14 protein-coding genes are annotated in these 16,880 nt (G+C 64.5%); 7 read left to right on the forward strand and 7 right to left on the reverse strand.

The features are described 5' to 3' along the window. Positions 1-264: an FAD assembly factor SdhE gene (locus tag FVW59_RS09705; protein ID WP_148064074.1), complete on the reverse strand. Its 264-nt coding sequence runs from the start codon at positions 262-264 to the stop codon at positions 1-3. A gap of 128 nt (positions 265-392) precedes the next feature. On the opposite strand from FVW59_RS09705, the gene ygfZ reads away from it, so the two are divergent. Then, positions 393-1,367: a CAF17-like 4Fe-4S cluster assembly/insertion protein YgfZ gene (ygfZ, locus tag FVW59_RS09710; RefSeq protein WP_148064075.1), complete on the forward strand. Its 975-nt coding sequence runs from the start codon at positions 393-395 to the stop codon at positions 1,365-1,367. Positions 1,368-1,406: 39 nt separating this feature from the next. Here ygfZ and ung read toward each other — a convergent pair whose 3' ends face one another. Genes ung through npdG form a run of 6 tightly spaced genes read right to left on the reverse strand, consistent with a single transcriptional unit; the run spans position 1,407 to position 7,777 of the window. Then, positions 1,407-2,093 carry a uracil-DNA glycosylase gene (ung, locus tag FVW59_RS09715; protein ID WP_148064076.1) on the reverse strand — a complete coding sequence of 229 codons (687 nt, stop codon included), beginning with the start codon at positions 2,091-2,093 and terminating at the stop codon, positions 1,407-1,409. 12 nt (positions 2,094-2,105) lie between these two features. Next, positions 2,106-4,640: a 5-amino-6-(D-ribitylamino)uracil--L-tyrosine 4-hydroxyphenyl transferase CofH gene (cofH, locus tag FVW59_RS09720; RefSeq protein WP_148064077.1), complete on the reverse strand. Its 2,535-nt coding sequence runs from the start codon at positions 4,638-4,640 to the stop codon at positions 2,106-2,108. Beyond that, a complete protein-coding gene (gene cofC / locus FVW59_RS09725; RefSeq protein ID WP_148064078.1) occupies positions 4,637-5,359 on the reverse strand; it encodes a 2-phospho-L-lactate guanylyltransferase in 723 nt (240 codons plus the stop codon). Before cofC ends, cofH begins: the two co-directional genes overlap by 4 nt. Beyond that, a complete protein-coding gene (cofD, locus tag FVW59_RS09730) occupies positions 5,359-6,327 on the reverse strand; it encodes a 2-phospho-L-lactate transferase (RefSeq protein ID WP_148064079.1) in 969 nt (322 codons plus the stop codon). Before cofD ends, cofC begins: the two co-directional genes overlap by 1 nt. After that, positions 6,327-7,094 carry a coenzyme F420-0:L-glutamate ligase gene (gene cofE / locus FVW59_RS09735; protein ID WP_148064080.1) on the reverse strand — a complete coding sequence of 256 codons (768 nt, stop codon included), beginning with the start codon at positions 7,092-7,094 and terminating at the stop codon, positions 6,327-6,329. The genes cofD and cofE overlap by 1 nt, the downstream gene beginning before the upstream one ends. Beyond that, entirely contained in the window at positions 7,091-7,777 is a 687-nt protein-coding gene (gene npdG / locus FVW59_RS09740) for an NADPH-dependent F420 reductase (protein ID WP_148064081.1), read from the reverse strand. The genes cofE and npdG overlap by 4 nt, the downstream gene beginning before the upstream one ends. 210 nt (positions 7,778-7,987) lie before the next feature. On the opposite strand from npdG, the gene FVW59_RS09745 reads away from it, so the two are divergent. The 6 genes from FVW59_RS09745 (at position 7,988) to ccoO (ending at position 16,880) form a co-directional block, all read left to right on the forward strand. Continuing rightward, complete coding sequence (locus FVW59_RS09745; protein ID WP_148064082.1) at positions 7,988-8,770, forward strand: SDR family oxidoreductase; 783 nt, start codon at positions 7,988-7,990, stop codon at positions 8,768-8,770. Between the two features lie 137 nt (positions 8,771-8,907). Next, complete coding sequence (locus tag FVW59_RS09750; protein ID WP_148064083.1) at positions 8,908-12,747, forward strand: DUF1631 family protein; 3,840 nt, start codon at positions 8,908-8,910, stop codon at positions 12,745-12,747. Positions 12,748-12,749: 2 nt separating this feature from the next. Then, positions 12,750-13,913: a helix-turn-helix transcriptional regulator gene (locus FVW59_RS09755; protein ID WP_148064084.1), complete on the forward strand. Its 1,164-nt coding sequence runs from the start codon at positions 12,750-12,752 to the stop codon at positions 13,911-13,913. A 249-nt stretch (positions 13,914-14,162) separates the two neighbouring features. Further along, entirely contained in the window at positions 14,163-14,765 is a 603-nt protein-coding gene (locus FVW59_RS09760) for a Yip1 family protein (RefSeq protein ID WP_148064085.1), read from the forward strand. A gap of 42 nt (positions 14,766-14,807) precedes the next feature. Then, the gene (ccoN, locus tag FVW59_RS09765; protein WP_148064086.1) at positions 14,808-16,250 is read left to right on the forward strand and encodes a cytochrome-c oxidase, cbb3-type subunit I; all 1,443 of its coding nucleotides are present in this window, start codon (positions 14,808-14,810) and stop codon (positions 16,248-16,250) included. Positions 16,251-16,262: 12 nt separating this feature from the next. Further along, a complete protein-coding gene (gene ccoO, locus FVW59_RS09770; RefSeq protein WP_425468400.1) occupies positions 16,263-16,880 on the forward strand; it encodes a cytochrome-c oxidase, cbb3-type subunit II in 618 nt (205 codons plus the stop codon).

Raw genomic sequence — 16,880 nt, forward strand, 5'->3', positions numbered from 1 at the left:
TTAATCGCGGTCGCGACGGTGGGCGTATTCGAGTATCTGCGCCACGATGGCGGCGTGGTCTTCATTCCGGGGACGCTCCCGGCGCAGGAACCAGGCGAACAGCTCCTGATCCTCGCACTCCATCAGCTGCTGATAGCGCCGGCGGTCGCCTTCGTCCAACTGGCTGTAACGATGATTGACGAAAGGTTCAAGCACCAGATCCAGTTCCAGCATGCCGCGGCGACTGGCCCAGCGCATGCGTTTAAGTTCTTCGTCCTGAATCATAAGGTCCTGCACGTTTCGGGGAACATCAAAACGCGGCATTATACACAGATGCCGGCAAGCCGCGGACCGTCCGGTCAATACCGGAACAGGTCTGCCCTCAACGCCCACGACTACAGGAGTTTCCACGCGTGCCTCCCTTCTACAGCCCACTGCATCACGAGAGCCTGCTGCGGGTCAGCGGCCCCGACGCCGCTACCTTCCTGCAGGGGCAGACCACCTGCGATGTGCGTCAGGTGGACAGCCACAACGCCCGCCCCGGCGCCTGGTGCAATGTCCAGGGCCGCATACTGGCGGACTTCCTGCTGACCCTGGACGCCGCCGGGCACTATCTGCTGCGCCTGCGGGCAGACATCATCGAAGGTACCGCCGAGCGCCTGAAAAAATATGTGGTGTTCTCCAAGGCCAGCATCGATGCCGCGCCGGACTGGCAGGTGATCGGGTGCTGGGGCGAGGGTGTGAAAGCCGCGTTGCAGGCCCTGCTACCCGAGGTACCCGGCGCCCGCCATGGCAGTTGTGCCGGCGAAGGTTATCAACTGCTGCAGGTGGACGATGCCGGCCAGCGTTACGAACTGTTTCTTTCCAGTGAGCGCAAGGATTTGCTGGAGGCCCTGCCGGCGCACCTGCAGGCGGCGGAGCCGGGGCAGTGGCGGGCGCTGGAAATCGCAGCGGGCATCGGCCGCGTCGAAGCGGCAACGGTGGAAGCGTTCCTGCCGCAGATGCTCAATTACGACCTCACCGGCTTCGTCAATTTCCAGAAGGGCTGCTACACCGGGCAGGAAGTGATTGCCCGCCTGCACTACCGGGGCACGGCCAAGCGCCGGCTGTTCCTGGCCAGGGTGGACGCCGCCGAAATACCGACGGCTGGCACCGGACTCTACACAGAGGGCGCCAATCAGGCGGCGGGCAACGTCGTCAACGCTGTCGCCACGGGGGAGCAAAGCTGTGCACTGCTGGTCTGCGCATCCCTCAGCGCTGCGCAGGCCCCTCTGTGCCTCGGCAACGCGGACGGACCGCGCCTGCAGTTGCAGGCGCCGGACTATCTTGAGGAAGCTCTTTCTGAGGCTGGACAGGACGGTCAGCAAGGCAATACCGCGAAGCCCTGACCAGTTGCCGAGTCACCCCGGCGAAGGCAGGGGTCCATCTCAGTCGGGAATGCACCAGTCGATCGGCGTCTCGCCGCGGGATTCCAGGTACTGATTGGCCTGCACAAAGTGGCCGCAGCCGAAGAAGCCGCGATGGGCGCTGAGTGGCGAGGGGTGTGGCGCCTTGAGAACACAGTGGCGCTGCGTGTCGATGACCGCCCCCTTGCGCTGGGCGTAGCTGCCCCAGAGCAGAAACACTACGCCGCTGCGCTCGCGGTTGATCACCTCCACCACCCGGTCAGTGAACTGCTCCCAGCCCTGGCGCTGATGGGAGGCCGCCTTGGCACATTCGACCGACAGCACACTGTTGAGCAACAGTACGCCCTGGTCGGCCCAGTGGGTGAGGTGGCCGTGTGAGGGAATCGGGTGGCCCAGCTCGGCGTGAATTTCCTTGTAGATGTTCTGCAGCGAGGGCGGCACCGCTACCCCGGGTCGTACCGAGAAACACAGGCCGTGAGCCTGCCCTTCGCCGTGGTAGGGATCCTGGCCGATGATCACCACCTTGGTCGCGGGCAGCGGCGTGTGGGTGAAGGCGTTGAAAATCTCGTCGCCGGCGGGAAAGATGCGCTTGCCGGCGCGCTTCTCTGCGCGCAGGAAACGCGATAGCTGCTGCATGTAGGGCTGCTCGAACTCGCCCTGCAAATGGGCCAGCCAGCTCGACTCCAGGGCAATGCTGCGACCTTCCACTCGCGCCACCCCCTAGTTGCAGGCCGCCAGCATCACCACCTGCTCAGGCTCCGGCAGGCATTTGCTGCGCTGTAGCTTGCCGGCCGCCTGGTTCTCCACGGCCAGCAGATCCCCGGCGCGAGCGGCGGCGCGGCGGCGCTCCTCCGGCACATCGCCGTAGAGTGTGGTGCGCTGGCGCGGGCTGCGGCCAGCGGCGCGGATATGCTCTTCCATCACCGCCGGCGCCCACTCCTGGCCGTGGCTGGAGCCGGCGGCGCGGGTAATGCTTTCGTTCATCAGGGTGCCACCGAGATCGTTGACCCCGGCCGCCAGGCAGGCGGCCACACCGGCGGCCCCCATCTTCACCCACGAAGTCTGGATATTGTCGATCAGGCCGTGGAATACCAGCCGCGCCACCGCGTGCATCAGCACCGCCTCGCGGAAGCTGGGGCCGCGCCGCGAGCGGCCGCGCAGGAACATCGGCGCCTCCATGTGCACGAAGGGCAGCGGCACAAACTCGGTGAAGCCACCGTGGCGCTGCTGCAACTCGCGGATCGCCAGCAGGTGCCTGGCCCAGTGGCGCGGGCGGTCGATGTGCCCGTACATGATGGTGGCGGTGGTTTTGAAGCCCGCCTGATGGGCAGCGCCCATCACCTCCAGCCACTCGCTGCTGCTGAGCTTGTCCGGGCACAGGACGTCCCGCACCTCGTCGTGAAGCACCTCCGCGGCGGTGCCCGGCAGGGTGTTGAGGCCCGCGGCCTTCAACTGTTGCAGGAACAGTGCCGGACTCAGCCCCAGTGTCGCCGCACCCTGGGATACCTCCAGCGGGGAAAATGCGTGAATATGCATCCCGGGCGTGGCGCTGCGCACCGTGCGCAGAATATCGAGGTAGGTCTGCCCCGTGTAATCCGGGTGAATACCGCCCTGCATACAGACCTCGGTCGCACCCCGCTCCCAGGCTTCGCGACAGCGACGGGCGATCTCCTCACCGGAAATATCGTAGGGTCTCCCGCGCAGTTCTTCGTGTTGTTTGCCCTTGGAAAAAGCGCAGAATGAACACTTGAAGTAGCACACATTGGTGTAGTTGATATTGCGATTGACGACGTACGACACGCTGTCGCCGCAGGTTTGCCGGCGCAGCGCATCGGCAGCGCGCACCACATGGGCAAACTCGTCCCCGCGCACTTCGAAAAGGCGGGCTACCTGGGCTTCACTGGGCGACTCCCCCGCCCGGCACTGCTCCAGCAGCGCCGCCAGTTCAGCACTGGCGGCCGTGGGCCGATAGCCGGCGGACAGCAGTGTGGCATCTTCCGACGGCACCGCTGCATCCTCGCCGGGCGCCCAGCGATCGCGCCGCGCAAATCCACTGCTGTCGGACTGGCGCAACACCGCCCCCTGCACTCCCTCGTCCAGCCAGCGCCCGGCATCGTTGGCATAGGCGGGATATATAGTCAGACGTTGATCGAGGTACTTGCCGGCGGCGCGCGTCTCCTGCGCCAGGCGATCGAGATGGGGCCAGGGGGCCTCGGGGTTGACGTAGTCAGGGGTCAGCGGTGACACGCCGCCCCAGTCGTTAATGCCGGCGGCCACCAGTTGAGGCAGTACACCCGGACTGAGATTCGGTGGAGCCTGGATATTCATGGCGGGGCCAAACACCAGGCGCGTCACCGCGATGGTCCACAGCAGCTCGTTGAGATCGGGCTCCGGCGCCTGGGCCATCAGGGTGCCCGGCTTGGCGCGGAAGTTCTGCACAATCACTTCCTGCAGGTGGTCGTGCTGCTGGTGCAGGTCACGCAGAGCCAGCAGTGACTCGATGCGCTCGCGGCGGGTCTCGCCGATGCCGATGAGAATACCGGAGGTAAAGGGCACCTGCGCCGCGCCGGCCAGCGCAATGGTTTCCAGGCGCCGGGCCGGTTCCTTGTCCGGCGACCCGTAGTGGGGCATGCCTTTTTCACCCAGGCGCTCGGCGGCGGACTCCAGCATGATGCCCATCGAGGCGCTGACCTTGCGCAAACGGGCAATCTCCTGCGCGGTCATGCAGCCGGCGTTGATATGGGGCAGCAGAGTGGTTTCCCGCAGAATGGCCGCCGCCACCGCCTCGACATACTCCAGCGTAGTGGCATAACCCATCTCTGCCAGCGCCTTGCGCGCGGCACTGTAGCGCAGCTCCGGCTTTTCCCCCAGGGTCAGCAGGGCCTCCTGGCAGCCGAGCTGTTCCGCTGCACGGCACTGCTCTAGCACCTGCTCGATGCTCATGTAGGCTTGTTCGACCCGCTTCGGCGTCTGCGCAAAAGTGCAGTAGTGGCACACGTCGCGGCACAGGTGAGTGAGAGGCAAAAAGAGTTTGCGCGAATAGGTAATGACGTTGCGGTGGCCGCGATCGCGCAACTCGCCGGCCAGCGTGGCCAGTGCCGCAGTGTCCTCGACCTGCGCCAGGGCCAGGCACTGCTCCCGGTCCGGCGCCCGGTCGCGCTGCCAGAGCAGCCCGATAGCATCGAGCAGCGCAGTCGCTTCTGCGCCCGTCGCACCGATATTCGCAGTCAACCCGTCATCCACACTGCTGCTCATGCGTCACCTTCCCCCGAGCGCGTACTGTCCCGCGTATTTGCTGTAATTGCCAGCCCCAGGGCATTCACTGCCACAGTCAGGCGCTGGCGCAGGCCGGGCTGGTCCAGCCAGGCACTGGTGGCGGCGCCGATAGCGGATGCCGCCAGTAGATCCGCGATGTCCCGCGGCTCGTCGATATCCGCCGCAATGCCGCCGCGCTGCAACAGGCTGAAGCTGCCGGTGCCTTCCCGGTGCCGGCGACAGCTGTCGCGACCAAAGCGAAACTGCGGGGTAGCGGCGGCCTCGAACAGTAACAGGTTGGTGCCCTGCGCGCTGCGATCAGGGGCTATCAGCAGCCCCCCCTGCCGGGTTTGCTGGGCCAGCGCCCTGTCGATGTCTGTCGCCTGCAACCAGGGCAGGTCCGCATGCAGCACCATGATCCGCTCTGCCCCGGCCGCGGCCACCCTGGCACAGGCCGCCTGCAGGACGGTGTTGAGCCCGCTGCAGGCCAGCGTCGACTCCGGCAGGTGACAAACACCGAAGTGGCCCGCCAGCAGGCCTGCCCCCGGGTCATCAGACACCAGCCACACCTGTGCCAGCGCAGGGTGGGAGCTCAACACCGACAATACATCCTCGGCCATGGCCTGCATCAGGGCGCGGCGTTCAGAGGGACCAAGCAGGCCCGAAAGGCGCGTCTTGGCGGCCACCAGGTCTTTCAACGGCAATACAGCGTGCAGCATTACCAGCGCGCCTCCTGCAATACGCTCTGCGCCAGGCGGCGCTTGTCATCCAGGGACTGCATCAGGGTGTCGTGCACGACGATGTGGTCGTCGGCACCGCTGCGCAGGGTCTCCGCCAGATCCGCATCTTCCCGATCCAGCACAAAGTGGGTAACCAGACCGGGATACCGCTGGCGATAGTGGCGCACCACCGCGGCCGCATCCACCGGCAACCCCAGTTCCGCCATCATCTTGGCGGCGGGCCCCTTCACCGCGCGGCCGCCGACAATGGGGGACACCGCCAGCACCGGCACCTGCAGGGCGGCGATTTGCTGCCACAGGCCGGGCACACCGAGTATCGGGTCGATACTGACAAAGGGATTGGACGGGCAGATCACCACCGTCGCCACCGCGCCACTGGCGAGCAGTTGCTGCAGCGGCGCTGGCGGGCGAGCCCGCTCCAAACCGCGAAAACTGAAACCACTCACCGCCGGCTCACAGCGCCGGCGCACGAAATAGTGCTGGAAAGGCAGATCCCCTTCGTCGGTATGCACCACGGTGCTGACGGCCTCCTCGGCCATCGGCAATATAGTGGTGGCTATGCCCATGGCGCTGGCCAGACGGTGGGTCACGGCACTCAGGAGCTGCCCTTCATCCAAAAGCCCGGTGCGCAACAGATGGGTGGCCATGTCGCGGTCGCCGAGCTGGAACCAGGTGTCGACCCCCAGTGCCGACAGTGCTTCGCGCACCTGCCAGCTCTCCCCCTCCAGACCCCAGCCCTGCTCGCGATTGCTGCGCCCGGAAAGGGTATAAAGGAGAGTATCGATATCGGGGCTGATGTGCAGCCCGTGATGGCGAAAGTCATCGCCGGTATTGACCAGCACCGCCAGCGCCTGTGGCGCCAGCTCCTGGGCCAGCCCCAGCGCCAGCTTGGCGCCGCCCACCCCGCCGGACAGGGCCAGGACCTTGCGTTCGCTCCTGCCCGCCACTAGCGAAACAAGTCCATTTCGCGCTTGCGCAGCAGGGCCTGTGAGCCACCGGAACCCGGGCGCAGGCGCGCGCCGCGCACCACCACCACCGGACAGGCTTCGTCGGACTGCCCCTGTACCAGCGAGGCGGCCGCGGCCAGTTCATCGGCCACCGCCGACTCGGTCACTTCCAGCACATTGCCGAACAGATCGCGTTCACCCACCTGGTTGTAGAGCGGGTCCAGTCCGGCACAGCCAATGGCCATGCCCACTGTGCCCATGCGCCAGGCGCGACCGACACTGTCGTTAATCACCACCATTGGCTCCCGACCGGGGCCGGCACCGAGCGCCTTGCGCAGCAACCGGGCGGAGCGATCCGGATCCTCGGGCAGCAGCAGTACCCGCGGGTCACCCTCGGGCTGCTCCATATTGGAGCGATCGATACCGGCGTTGGCCATCACATAGCCGAGCCGGTGTTCGACGATAATCACCCCCGGACGCACCCTCAGCACTTCGCGGGATTCGCGCAGGATGCACTCTACCTGGCGCGGATCCTTGTCGGCCTGCTCGGCAATCTCCCGCGCCCGCTGGCCAGGTTCAACGTCAGCCAGACGCAGGTATCGGCCTTCGGCCTTGGATACCACTTTCTGGGCCACCACCAGCACGTCGTCAGCCTCCAGTACCAGCTGGTTGTGGTGCAGGGCAGCGGCAACCAGCGCGGCCAGATCATCGCCCGGAGCGACCAGCGGAAAATCCAGCAGGGGAATGATCTGCAGGGCAGGATTCATTCAGCATGGTCCAGACCGGTAATACGGATACCCGCATGGCAGCTGTACTGCTTGTTGATGGTAATCAGTACCGAGGTGAGAGCCTCGGCGGCGGCGGCGTTATTGATCATGCCGGCGTGGAAGCCGCGCATACCGGCGGCCTCCACCAGCTTGATCACCTCGGCGCGCGCCTCTTTCTTGTTGCCGCAGACCAGCACATCGCAGTCCAGGCCAGCCCCTTCCTGCAGGTGGTGGGCCGCCACATTCTGGAAGGCGGACACCACGGCGACCTCCTCCCCCAGGATTTCCTGGGCAATCTGGCCAGCACTGCCCTGCTCCGGCAATTGCACCCGCGCGACGCGCGGCGGCACCAGTGGCACGGTGACATCGATCAGGATTTTTCCCTGCAGGGCCGGCTTCAGCTGTTCCAGCGTGCTCGCCTGGTGACTGAATGGAACAGTGAGGGTAATGATGTCGGCGGCCTCGGCGGCAGCCTGGTTTTCCATCGCCTCCACGGCAACGGCAGCGACGCCACGCTCGGCCATGACTTCGCGCAGGTCGGCCACCGCCGCCTCCGCCTTGTCTGCAGTGCGTGAACCGATAATGACCCGGTATCCGGCCTGGGCCCAGCGCCGGGCCAGGCCGGTACCGAGATCACCGGTACCACCGAGAATGGCCAGAACCGGAAGAGTGTCTGTTGTCATGATTGTTGCGTCCTGTGGGCAGGTTCCATCGGGAAGGAGTTCAGATTATGCGACCAGAGGGGCTTCGCTGGCGACGCCCGGGCAGCCCTGTGGCGCCGCGCTTGCCAGCACCCCGAATTCGTTTAGCATGCGCATGGCCAAGGCATCTTAGGGAAATCAAAAGGTGACCACAAGACAGCCCGGACCTGTGTAATAAGGAGTTAAACCACGATGGACAGCCCTCTCGATTTCAGCGGCAAAGTGGTCCTGGTCACCGGCGGTGGCAAGGGCGTGGGCCGCGGTATCAGCGAACGTTTCCTGGCAGCTGGCGCCGAAGTCATGATCTGCGGGCGCAGCGAGCCGGACAGCCTGCCCGAAGCCGGAGGCCGCCAGGCGGCATTCACCCCCTGCGATGTACGCGACTTCGAGCAGGTTGAGGCCTGTGTGAACGCCACAGTTGAGCGTTTTGGCCGCCTGGACGTGCTGGTCAACAATGCCGGCGGCGCGCCCTACGCCGACGCCGCCACCGCCTCGCCGCGCTTTTCCGAGGCGATCATCCGCCTCAACCTCATCGCCCCGCTCAATTTCGCCCAGGTGGCCAACCGCCAGATGCAGCAGCAGGACAGCGGCGGCAGCATTATCAATATCGCCAGCGTCAGCACCATCCGCCCATCACCCGGCACGGCGGCCTACGGCGCGGCGAAAGCCGGGCTGGTCAATCTCGGCACCTCTCTCGCGGTAGAGTGGGCGCCCAAGGTGCGGGTCAATGCGATTATCGCCGGCCTGGTGCGCACCGAGCAGAGCCACCTTCACTACGGCGACGAAGCGGGTATCGCCGCGGTCGGCGCCACCATTCCCCTGGGGCGCATGGCGCTACCCGGGGACATCGGCGACGCCTGCCTGTTCCTCGGCTCCCCCCTGTCCTCCTATATCAGCGGCGCCAGCCTGACCGTGCACGGTGGTGGCGAGGCGCCGGCCTTCCTCGGCGCCGCCAACACCAACTGCGACAAGTAAACCGCGCCGGGGAGCCGCTTCCGCCAGGGCGCAGACGGCGAACCGGCCGGTTGTCCACCGACCCTATCGCGGTATACTGCTGGCACTGACGCGTCCCGCACACGCGCCCTGCCAGCGACCAAGTACTAAGAGACTGCATGCCCCAGACTGCCACCCCACCCGATTCCCACGTCGCCGTGCTGGAACTGCCTGATGCGGTGAGGCTGTCGGGCAGGATCTATGCAGTCGATGACACGGGCATCGAATTGCGTGATGTGCGCCTGGTCGGCGGCCGCGGGCCCCAGCGCCTGAGCCTGAAACAGGGTTCCCGGGCCACCCTTCTGCCCGAGGCACTGGAGGACGATCAGGGGCCGCTCGACCGTATCCCGGTGACAGTCAGTGATATCAAGGGCGGGGTTGTGCTGCTGCGCCCCGACAGTGCCCATGGCACCCGCTGCCATCGGGCGCTGAGCAAACAGCCACCAGACCCGGTAGCGGTAGCAGTAGCGGCACCGCCGGTATCGGCACAGGGCAGTGCCTCTCTACAGGCATTTGAACAGGCAGCCTGCGATCAGCTCAGGCCTCTGTGGGCCGCCTTTATCGACAAGCTCCCCCAGCACCTGAAAGAGCGCGCCAGCGCCGTCCAGGGCGGCGATCCCGCATTGACCGAAGCGGCGCGTACCCTGTCAGAACAGGGCCACGATTTCACTGAAGGGCTGATCGAAGCAGTCCGCGGCAATTTCCGCGACCTCGTTCCGGCAGAGCCCGTCAATCACCAGCAGTGGCAGCAATCCTCGCCGGACGGTCATACACTGGATCTGGTGGACATCGAGGATTTCGAGGACTTTCTCGCGGTTGATCGCATGATCAATATGGGGCGGGAGTGGTACGGGGATGTGCTGGAGTGCCTGACAGTGCGACTGGCCACTGCCATCCCGGCGCCGCCGCTGGATGTGCGACTGCCGGTGCATATCGCCGAACTCTGTACCGCACTGCAGGCCCTGCTGTCCCGTGCCGACATCAATCACCGGGCCACCTCGGTCGTTTTCGACGCCTTCCTGCGCCTCTTCATGCCCCGGCTTGAAGCCTACTACCGCAGCCTCAACCAGGGACTGATCAAGGCCGGTATTTACCCCGACCTGGAAGAGGAAATCAGTGCCAAGGGCTCGGTCCTGGACCGGGCACGCGCCGAGCAGCAGGGCGCCAGCAAGCCCGAACGGCAGGCACCGGAATCCTCGCCAATCGATAGCGAGGAAGCACCCGTCGAGGAAGCCTCCGGCAACCGGGAACCTGCGACACCGGCAATATCTGCTGAAATGTACCAGTCGGTGCTGGATGCCCTGAACTTCCAGCGCGAGGCCCTACCCGGCGCGGCGCCACAGCGCGATGCGCCGGCCGCCAGCGCCGACTCAGTCCTGCAGGCGCTGGACAACCTGCAGCGCGACAGCGCGCTGCGCCAGGAGCTGCGCGACCTCGGTTCGTTGCGCCAGTTCCTGTCCGCCAACAGTGAGCGCTTCGATACCCTGCGCGGCACAGCCGGCTCCGGACCCGACAGCATCAACCAGCTGGACCTGGTAGACACCCTGTTCAGCACCATCCACAGCCAGATGGATGTCTCGGAGCAGCTGCAACCGACCCTGTCCGACCTGCAGGTGCCACTGGCCAAGCTGGCGCTGCAGGAACCGCGGTTTTTCATCGACAATCAGCACGCCGCCCGCGGTGTGATCGACAAACTCGCCCAGCTCGCCGCTGCCGGCAACTTCCCGAATCGCATGCTGGAAGGCAAGGTCACCGGCATTATCGAGGGCATCGTCGCGGGCTACGACCGCGATACCGGCGTCTTCGACACCGCCCTGGAAGAAGTCGACCGCCTGGTACAGCAGCAGGTGTCGGCCCAGACCCGCAATGTCGAGCGCGTTATTCGCACCCAGGAAGGCCAGTACCGTCTGCGCCAGGCTCGCGCGGAGGTCGACACCACCATCCGCGCACGCCTCGGCGACGCGGAAGTACCACAACTGTTGCTGGAGTTTATCCAGCGCGGCTGGCGCGACCTGCTGGTCCTGACCTGGATCAAGCAGGGCACGGGCAGCGCCAGCTGGCAGGACCACCTGCGCACTATCGACCTGCTGGGCGAGTGGCTGGAAGAGCAGCGGGAACAGCCCGGCGCCAGCAAATCCATGCAACACGGCCTCGAAGCCGACCCCTTCATCGACATGCTGGAGCAGCAGGTCGCCTCTGAGCTGCCGGCCAATATCGAACTGGCGCCGGTGCTCGACGAGCTGCGCCTGGCGCTCTCCGGCGAGCGCCCGGTAACCAGCTGCCTGCTCGGTGATGACGACTTCAACCCCGGCCCCAGCGCCGCCGAGCTGCAGCAGCGCCTGAACCGGACGCGGCGTCTGCGCCGCTGGGTAAAGCGGGTGCAGCAACTCGAAACCGGCAGCTGGCTGAGTTATCGCGACCCCAAGGGCGTGCGCAAACGCATGCAGCTGGCCTGGATCAGCCCCGATCTCGACCACTTCATTTTCGTCAACGAGCGCGGGCAGAAAGTCGCCGAAATGAATGCGGTACAACTGGCCCGACACCTGAGCCGGGGCGCCAAGCCCCCCTCTGCGGCAGATCAGATGTCGCTGGTGGACCAGAGCCTGTACGGCACGCTGGAGTCAGTACAGGAAACCCTGAATTTCAGCCGCAACCACGACCAGCTGACCCGCCTTATCAACCGCCGGACCTTTGAGGACCAGGTGGCGCGAGCCCTGCGTCACGCCGACCGCAAGGCGTCGCGACACGCCGTCCTGCACCTGAATATCGACCAGTTCAAACTGGTCAATGAGGTCTACGACGAGGTAACCGGCGACCAGGTTCTGATGGAGTTTGCCAAGCTGTTGTCACAACTGCACGGCAGCAAGATGTCCACCGCCCGACTGCAGGAGGACAGTTTCGGCATCCTGCTGGTGGACCACGATATCCCCCGGGCCACCGCGGCAGCGGAGAAAATCCGCGCAGATATTGAGAGCGGCTGCCTGGAGATCGAGGGTGACCTGATTCGCTTCACCGTCTCTGTCGGCATTGCCCCGATCGGCGAGGACAGCGCCGACGTGGAAACCATACTGGCGGCTGCCGAATCGGCCATGTACCAGGCCAAGGACGAGGGGCGCAACCGGGTCGCTGTCGCCCAGGGCACGGAGGACGGACAGCAACAGCCCCGCCGCCAGCGCCAGGCCGCCGCCCGCCACGACCTCGAGCAGGCGCTGGCCACAGATCGTTTTGTCCTGCGCGCCCAGCCCATAGTGAAAACAGCCCTGCGCGGTGGTGGTGAAACCAGCCACCACTACGAATTGCTGCTGGGCATTCGCAATGCCGAAGGCGAAATCGAGTCGCCGGAGAATTTCATTCTCGCCGCAGAGCGACACGGTTTCATGACTGAGGTCGACCGCTGGGTGGTGCGCGAAGCCTTTCAGTGGATCAGCCGCGTGATGGATGCCCAGAAAGTGGTGCCCAATCTCGCCATCAACCTGTCGGGGATCAGTATCACCAATGACGATTTCATGGAGTATCTATTCGAGCAGATATCCGAGTTTGGCGTAGGCACCAATCGCCTGTGTTTCGAAATCACCGAGACCGGGACGATCACCAACCTGATCAAAGCTGCCGATTTTGTCCGCGCCTTCCGCAACATCGGCTGCAAGTTCTCCCTCGACGATTTTGGCACTGGCCTCGCGAGCCACAGCTATCTGCGTGAACTGCCGGTGGACTACGTCAAGATCGACGGCATGTTCATCACCGGCATCCACGAGAATCGCAACGACTTCACCATGACCCGGTCGATCAATGATCTCGCCCACTTCCTCGGCCAGGAAACCATTGCCGAGTCAGTAGAGAGCGAACCGATCATCGTCAAGCTGGAAGAACTCGGGGTGGACTACCTGCAGGGTTGGGGTATCGGTCGCCCGCGCCTGCTGGAAGATATAGCCGCAGAGCTCTCGAGCATAGAGAAGTAACCATGCCGCGCGGCACGGACAGTGGCAGCCCCGACTTCGACCAGTTACTGGGGCTGGTCTACGACGGGCCGCTGGAGGATCGGCCCTGGCAGAGCGCCCTGCCCCAGCTGCGGGAGCTGTTCGACGCCCAGGTCGCCTCACTGGTATTGCGGCCACCGGCCCAGGACGATCACGGGCTGATTCTCAACAGTGTACGCGACAGCGTCGACGAAAGCCTGGCGGACCCCAACGACTGGGAAGTCATCGCCTACCGCGAGCAGTTCTTCGCCCTTGACCCCTTCATCAACCTGCCCCTGAACCGGGTGGTGGCGCTCGAGGACATGCTCGACGAACGTGAGCTGGAGCACTCGGACTACTACCGCCACTACCTGCAACCGGTGAACCTGTTTCATATTCTCGGTATCGATACCGCCGAACCGGGTGGCATGGTCGCGCGCCTGCGTTTTTCCCGGCGCCGCCAGGATGGCGCTTTTCGCCGCGATGACCGCGCGCTACTGGAGCGCATTGCTCCCCACCTGCAGCGCGCCCTGCACATTCACGCCCGCCTCAGCCGCACCACCAGCGAGCGCGACCTGTACGCCGGTGCCGTCAACCAGCTGGCGGTGGCCACCATCATTCTCGACGAAACCGGTCGGGTCCTGAACACCAATGCCCTGGCCAAAGCCCTGCTGGAAGAGCGCGACGGACTATTGGAGAAAGACCAGCACTTACAGGTGGGCAGTCGCGAACTGAACCGGCGTCTGCAGGAGGCGCTGACCACCGTAATCCGCGCCCAGCAGCGCGGCGAGGCCTCGGTGGTGCGCGCCCTGCGGGTACCCCGGAGCCGGGGTCATGCCGATCTCGGCCTGGTGATACGCCCGATTGCCAGCTCCGAATGGGGCGAGGGTCAGGCCAGCCCCTGTGCCGCCGTTTTCATCAGCGACCCCGATTTGCGCGAGTCCGCCTCCCAGAACACCCTCGGTGAGCTGTTCGGCCTGACCCCGGCGGAAGCCAACCTGGCCATTCTCCTGTCCCGCGGCCTGAGCCTGGCCGAGGTCTCCGAATCGCAGAACGTGTCCCAGCACACGGCCCGCGCCCAGCTCAAGTCGATCTTTGCCAAGACCGGGGTGTCGCGCCAGGCAGAACTGGTGCGCCTGGTCCTGAAGAGCGTCGCCTCCCTGGGTTGAACCGGCGCCCCCCCCCCCCGGACAATTTGTCCACCCAATATTTAGACCGGCGAGTTGTATGCGCTTTGCTTTGGTCTACAATTCCACAAGGCATGTAGGGCTTTATTGGGGAAGCCACAGCCCTGTTCGCGGCGGCGTGGTGAAAGCGAAAGGCGTAACAGGCCGCTGGTACTGTCAAATGCCCGGGGTGCCAGTGCAACCGGCGTGATGCATGCCTGACCTTTAGACCGTTGGGGAGAGAGCAATAAAATGATCCAACACACCTTTGGTTTGCTGGTAAAGCCCAGCGAGCAATGGCGCACCGTGGCAAACCTGCCCGGCCCCTCATTCAATACCCTGGTGCTCTACCCCTGCATCATGGCCATACTGCCGGCGGTAGCCTGGTACTATGGCACCAGCCAGGTAGGCTGGACGGTAGGCAGCAGCGGGCAACCCGTCAAACTGACCCCGGAGAGCGCGCGCCAGCTCAGCATCCTGTTTTACCTCGGCATGCTCGCCTGTGTGGCGGGCATCGGCTACTTCATACACTGGATGGCCCACACCTACGGCGCCGAGTCCAGTACCGCAAAAGGCATTGTGGTGGCCGGCCTTACCGCCACCCCCATGTTCATTGCCGGCCTGGTGGGATTTTATCCCCTCCTGTGGCTGGACCTGCTGGTCGGCGTCGCCGCCGTCAGCTGGTCCGTCTACCTGCTCTACCTCGGTATTCCCATCATCATGAATATCCCCGAGGAGCGCGGTTTCCTGTTTTCCAGCGCGGTTATCGCCATTTCACTGGTGATCCTGATCTGCCTCATGGTCGGGTCGGTATTCCTGTGGGATCTGGGCGCCGCGCCGGCCTTCACTGACTGACGGGTTCCGGTCCCAACCTCCGCATGACGATGGAAGCGAATCATGACTGAACTGAATTCTGCACTGGAGCACCCTACCTACAACTACAAGGTAGTGCGCCAGTTCGCGGTGATGACCGTGGTCTGGGGCATTGTCGGCATGCTGGTCGGGGTGTGGATTGCCGCCCAGCTGGCCTGGCCGGCGTTGAACTTCGACCTTCCCTGGACCAGTTTCGGTCGCCTGCGCCCCCTGCACACCAACGCAGTCATCTTCGCCTTTGGCGGCAGCGCCCTGTTCGCCACATCCTACTACGTGGTTCAACGCACCTGCCAGGTGCGGCTGATTTCCGACAAGCTGGCGGCCTTTACCTTCTGGGGCTGGCAGGCTGTGATCGTACTGGCCGCCATCACATTGCCGCTGGGCTATACCTCCTCCAAGGAGTACGCGGAACTGGAATGGCCCATCGACATCCTGATCGCGGTGGTCTGGGTCAGCTACGCCATCGTGTTTTTCGGCACCATTGCCAGGCGCAATACCAGCCACATCTACGTCGCCAACTGGTTCTATGGCGGCTTTATCCTCACGGTCGCCGTGCTGCACATTCTCAACAGTCTCGCGGTACCGGTGGATATGACCAAGTCCTACTCCATCTATGCCGGCACGGTGGACGCCATGATGCAGTGGTGGTACGGCCACAATGCGGTAGGCTTTTTCCTTACCGCCGGTTTCCTCGGCATGATGTACTACTTCGTGCCCAAGCAGGCAGAACGGCCGGTCTATTCCTACCGTCTGTCCATCGTGCACTTCTGGGCGCTGATCGCCGTGTATATCTGGGCCGGCCCCCACCACCTGCACTACACCGCCCTGCCGGACTGGGCCCAGAGCCTGGGCATGGTAATGTCCATCATCCTGCTGGCACCGTCCTGGGGCGGGATGATCAACGGCATGATGACCCTCTCCGGCGCGTGGCACAAATTGCGCACCGACCCCATCCTGCGCTTCCTGGTGGTCAGCCTGTCCTTCTACGGCATGTCTACCTTCGAGGGGCCGATGATGTCGATCAAGACGGTCAACGCCCTCTCCCACTACACCGACTGGACCATTGGCCACGTGCACTCCGGCGCCCTGGGCTGGGTGGCGATGATCTCCATCGGCAGTACCTACCACCTGATCCCCATCCTGTTCGGCAAGGAGAAAATGTACAGCATCGACCTGATCAATGTGCATTTCTGGATGTCGACCATTGGCACGGTGCTCTACATCGCCTCCATGTGGGTCAACGGCATCATGCAGGGCCTGATGTGGCGCGCCTACAACCAGGACGGCACCCTCACCTACACCTTCGTGGAATCGGTGGTGGCCAGCCACCCTGGTTATATCGTGCGGGTAGCCGGCGGCGCTATTTTCTTTGCCGGCATGCTGGTGATGGCCTACAACCTGTACATGACCGCCCGCCGTGACGCGAGCGAAGACCAGCCTGCCTCCGCGGCAGCCACTGCGGCCTAGGGAGCGGACATCATGGCACTGAGCAAACACGACAAGATCGAAAAAAACGTCAGCCTGATGATCGTGCTGACGATTGTGGCCATCAGCTTCGGCACCCTGGTGGAACTGGCCCCGCTGGTGTTCGGCGATCAGGTCAAAGAACCGGTTGAAGGTTTGAAACCGCTGCCGGCACTGGCCCTGGAAGGGCGCGATATCTATATCCGCGAAGGCTGTAACACCTGCCACTCACAGATGATCCGCCCGCTGCGCGCCGAGACCGAGCGCTACGGCCACTATTCGGTGGCGGGCGAATTCGTCTACAACCACCCCTTTCTGTGGGGCTCCAAGCGCACCGGACCGGACCTGGCGCGGGTCGGCGGTCGCTACAGTGACGACTGGCACCGGGCCCACCTCTACAACCCCAGAGACGTGGTTCCCGAATCGATTATGCCCTCCTATCCCTGGCTGTTTGACAACACCCTCGACGGCGACATAACCGGGCGCAAAATGGCCGCCCTGCGCAGCGTCGGCGTGCCCTATACCGACGAGGACATTGCCGGCGCGGCCGAGGCTGTGGCCGGCAAGAGCGAGGTGGACGCGGTGGTCGCCTACCTCCAGCAGCTGGGCACCCTGCTGCAGATGCGGAGGTAG

The sequence above is a fragment of the Parahaliea aestuarii genome, from assembly GCF_008064635.1.
Lineage (GTDB): Bacteria > Pseudomonadota > Gammaproteobacteria > Pseudomonadales > Halieaceae > Parahaliea > Parahaliea aestuarii.

What these genes read in the sequence shown, in the direction of transcription:
- cofE (WP_148064080.1), bottom strand. Translation starts at nt 7,094, where the DNA reads ATGAATCCTGCCCTGCAGATCATTCCCCTGCTGGATTTTCCGCTGGTC.
- cofC (WP_148064078.1), bottom strand. Translation starts at nt 5,359, where the DNA reads ATGCTGCACGCTGTATTGCCGTTGAAAGACCTGGTGGCCGCCAAGACG.
- ccoO (WP_425468400.1), top strand. Translation starts at nt 16,263, where the DNA reads ATGGCACTGAGCAAACACGACAAGATCGAAAAAAACGTCAGCCTGATG.
- FVW59_RS09745 (WP_148064082.1), top strand. Translation starts at nt 7,988, where the DNA reads ATGGACAGCCCTCTCGATTTCAGCGGCAAAGTGGTCCTGGTCACCGGC.
- FVW59_RS09755 (WP_148064084.1), top strand. Translation starts at nt 12,750, where the DNA reads ATGCCGCGCGGCACGGACAGTGGCAGCCCCGACTTCGACCAGTTACTG.
- npdG (WP_148064081.1), bottom strand. Translation starts at nt 7,777, where the DNA reads ATGACAACAGACACTCTTCCGGTTCTGGCCATTCTCGGTGGTACCGGT.
- FVW59_RS09750 (WP_148064083.1), top strand. Translation starts at nt 8,908, where the DNA reads ATGCCCCAGACTGCCACCCCACCCGATTCCCACGTCGCCGTGCTGGAA.
- FVW59_RS09760 (WP_148064085.1), top strand. Translation starts at nt 14,163, where the DNA reads ATGATCCAACACACCTTTGGTTTGCTGGTAAAGCCCAGCGAGCAATGG.
- FVW59_RS09705 (WP_148064074.1), bottom strand. Translation starts at nt 264, where the DNA reads ATGATTCAGGACGAAGAACTTAAACGCATGCGCTGGGCCAGTCGCCGC.
- ccoN (WP_148064086.1), top strand. Translation starts at nt 14,808, where the DNA reads ATGACTGAACTGAATTCTGCACTGGAGCACCCTACCTACAACTACAAG.
- cofH (WP_148064077.1), bottom strand. Translation starts at nt 4,640, where the DNA reads ATGAGCAGCAGTGTGGATGACGGGTTGACTGCGAATATCGGTGCGACG.